Origin of the sequence: Immundisolibacter sp., assembly GCF_041625615.1 — a bacterium.
Classification (GTDB): domain Bacteria; phylum Pseudomonadota; class Gammaproteobacteria; order Immundisolibacterales; family Immundisolibacteraceae; genus Immundisolibacter.
Genome location: NZ_JBFJTF010000214.1, coordinates 1 through 2,428, shown reverse-complemented (window position 1 = coordinate 2,428; position 2,428 = coordinate 1). Strand labels below are relative to the sequence as shown.

Below are 2,428 nucleotides of genomic sequence, written 5' to 3'. Positions count from 1 at the left end.
GGTGAGGACACGCTGGCGCGCAGCATCTATGGCGAGGCACGCGTCGTCGAGCGCCACCGTCACCGCTACGAGGTCAACCCGCGTCTGCTGCCGACGCTGCAGGGAGCCGGTCTGAAGGTGTCCGGTCGCAGTGAGCAGGACGGGCTGGTGGAGATGATCGAGCTGCCCGAGCACCCGTGGTTCGTCGGTTGCCAGTTCCACCCGGAGTTCACCTCCAACCCGCGTGACGGGCACCCGCTGTTCAGCAGCTTCGTCGAGGCGGCGCGTATCCACCGTGCGGCCCGTGTGCCGCAGTCGGCCCCCGCATGAAGCTGTGTGGTTTCGAAACCGGGCTCGAGCAGCCGCTGTTTCTCATCGCCGGTCCGTGCACCGCCGAGAGCCGCGAGCTGGTCCTGCACACGGCGGCAGCGCTGAAGGACATCTGCGGGCGCGTTGGCGTGCCGTTCATCTTCAAGGCCTCGTTCGACAAGGCCAACCGCAGTTCCGGCAAGTCACCGCGCGGCCCGGGGCGTGAGGCGGGCCTGGCCATGCTGGCCGAGGTGCGCGAGACGGTGGGTGTGCCGGTGCTGACCGACGTGCATTCGCCGGATGACGTGGCGGCCGCGGCGCAGGTGGTGGATGTGTTGCAGACGCCGGCCTTCCTGTGCCGGCAGACCGACCTGATTGAGGCGGTCGCCGCCAGCGGCAAGCCGGTCAACATCAAGAAGGGTCAGTTCCTGGCGCCGGCCGACATGGCGCAGGTGGTGGCCAAGGCCAACGCGGCCGGCGGTGAAGGGCGCGTGCTGGTGTGTGAGCGGGGCGCCTCGTTCGGCTACAACAATCTGATTGTGGACATGCGCGGACTGGCACTGATGCGCCAGACCGGTTGCCCGGTGGTGTTCGACGCCACGCATTCGGTGCAGCTGCCCGGTGGTCAGGGTGACCGTTCCGGGGGGCAGCGCGAGTTCGTGCCGGTGCTGGCGCGTGCGGCAGTGGCCGCCGGTGTGTCCGGCCTGTTCATGGAAACCCACCCTGATCCGGCGCGGGCCTTCAGCGACGGCCCCAATGCCTGGCCGCTGGATCGCATGGAAAGCCTGCTGCGCACGCTGGTTGACCTGGACCGCCTGGTCAAGGCGGCCGGCTTTGCCGAGCAGGATCTGATGCAGACAAACGCAACGTGAGTGACGGATGAGCAAGATTGTCGACCTGAAAGCGCGGGAGATTCTCGACTCGCGCGGTTTTCCCACGGTAGAAGTGGACGTGCTGACCGACGATGGCTGCCTGGGCCGCGCCGCTGTGCCGTCGGGGGCTTCCACCGGTTCGCGCGAGGCGCTGGAACTGCGTGACGGCGACGCTGCCCGTTACAACGGCAAGGGCGTGACCAAGGCAGTCGACAACGTGTTGAGCCGCATCCTGCCGGCCGTGCGTGGGCTCGATGCGGTGGACCAGCATCGCATCGACGCGGTGATGACCGACCTCGACGGCACCGACAACAAGAGCCAGCTGGGCGCGAACGCCATGCTGGCGGTGTCGCTGGCCGCCGCGCATGCCGCCGCAGCCAGTCGCGACATGCCGCTTTACCGGCACATCAATGCGCTGTGTGGCGGGGTCGAGATGTGCCTGCCGGTGCCGATGATGAACATCCTGAACGGCGGTGCCCACGCCGACAACAGCGTCGATCTGCAGGAGTTCATGGTCATTCCGGCGGGGCGGCCGACGTTTTCGGAAGCGCTGCGCTGCGGCGCCGAGATCTTCCAGGCGCTGAAGAAGCTGCTGCGCCAGCGTGGTCTGAACACTGCGGTCGGCGACGAGGGCGGTTTCGCGCCGGACCTTGCCTCGAACGAGGAGGCGCTGAAGGTGGTGCTGGACAGCATCGGCGCGGCGGGCTACGCCGCGGGCGACGAGGTGCGTCTGGCGCTGGATGTCGCCAGCAGCGAGTTCTACAAGGATGGCCAGTACCAGCTGGCGTCCGAGGGTCGCGCCCTGAGCTCGGCGCAGTTCGTCGACTATCTGGCCGATCTGGCGGGACGCTATCCGGTGATCTCCATCGAGGACGGCCAGGCAGAGGACGACTGGGACGGCTGGAAGCGCCTGACCGAGCGCCTGGGCGCGTCGGTGCAGCTGGTGGGCGACGACCTGTTCGTGACCAACCCCGCCATCCTGCGCCGGGGCATCGATACCGGTGTGGCGAATTCCATCCTGATCAAGGTGAATCAGATCGGCACCCTCACCGAGACGCTGGAGGCCGTGCGCATGGCGCGTGAGGCCGGTTACACGGCGGTGATCTCGCACCGCTCCGGCGAGACCGAGGACACGACCATCGCCGACATTGCCGTTGGCAGCGGCGCCGGGCAGATCAAGCCCGGCTCGCTGTCGCGCTCGGACCGGGTGGCCAAGTACAACCGGCTGCTGCGTATCGAGCAGGAGCTCGGGGCCCAGGCGCGCTATC

At 68.0% G+C, this 2,428-nt stretch carries 3 protein-coding genes; all 3 read left to right on the top strand.

Features of this window, described 5'->3' with window-relative positions:
- Positions 1–309: gamma-glutamyl-gamma-aminobutyrate hydrolase family protein (locus ABYX71_RS11585; RefSeq protein WP_372696648.1), on the top strand; the 309-nt coding region annotated here is incomplete at its 5' end.
- A complete protein-coding gene (kdsA, locus tag ABYX71_RS11580; protein ID WP_372696647.1) occupies positions 306–1,160 on the top strand; it encodes a 3-deoxy-8-phosphooctulonate synthase in 855 nt (284 codons plus the stop codon). The genes ABYX71_RS11585 and kdsA, both read left to right, overlap by 4 nt.
- A 7-nt stretch (positions 1,161–1,167) precedes the next feature.
- Positions 1,168–2,428 (top strand): phosphopyruvate hydratase (gene eno, locus ABYX71_RS11575; protein ID WP_372696646.1); only part of this gene is annotated, 1,261 nt, incomplete at its 3' end.

What these genes read in the sequence shown, in the direction of transcription:
- kdsA (WP_372696647.1), top strand. Translation starts at nt 306, where the DNA reads ATGAAGCTGTGTGGTTTCGAAACCGGGCTCGAGCAGCCGCTGTTTCTC.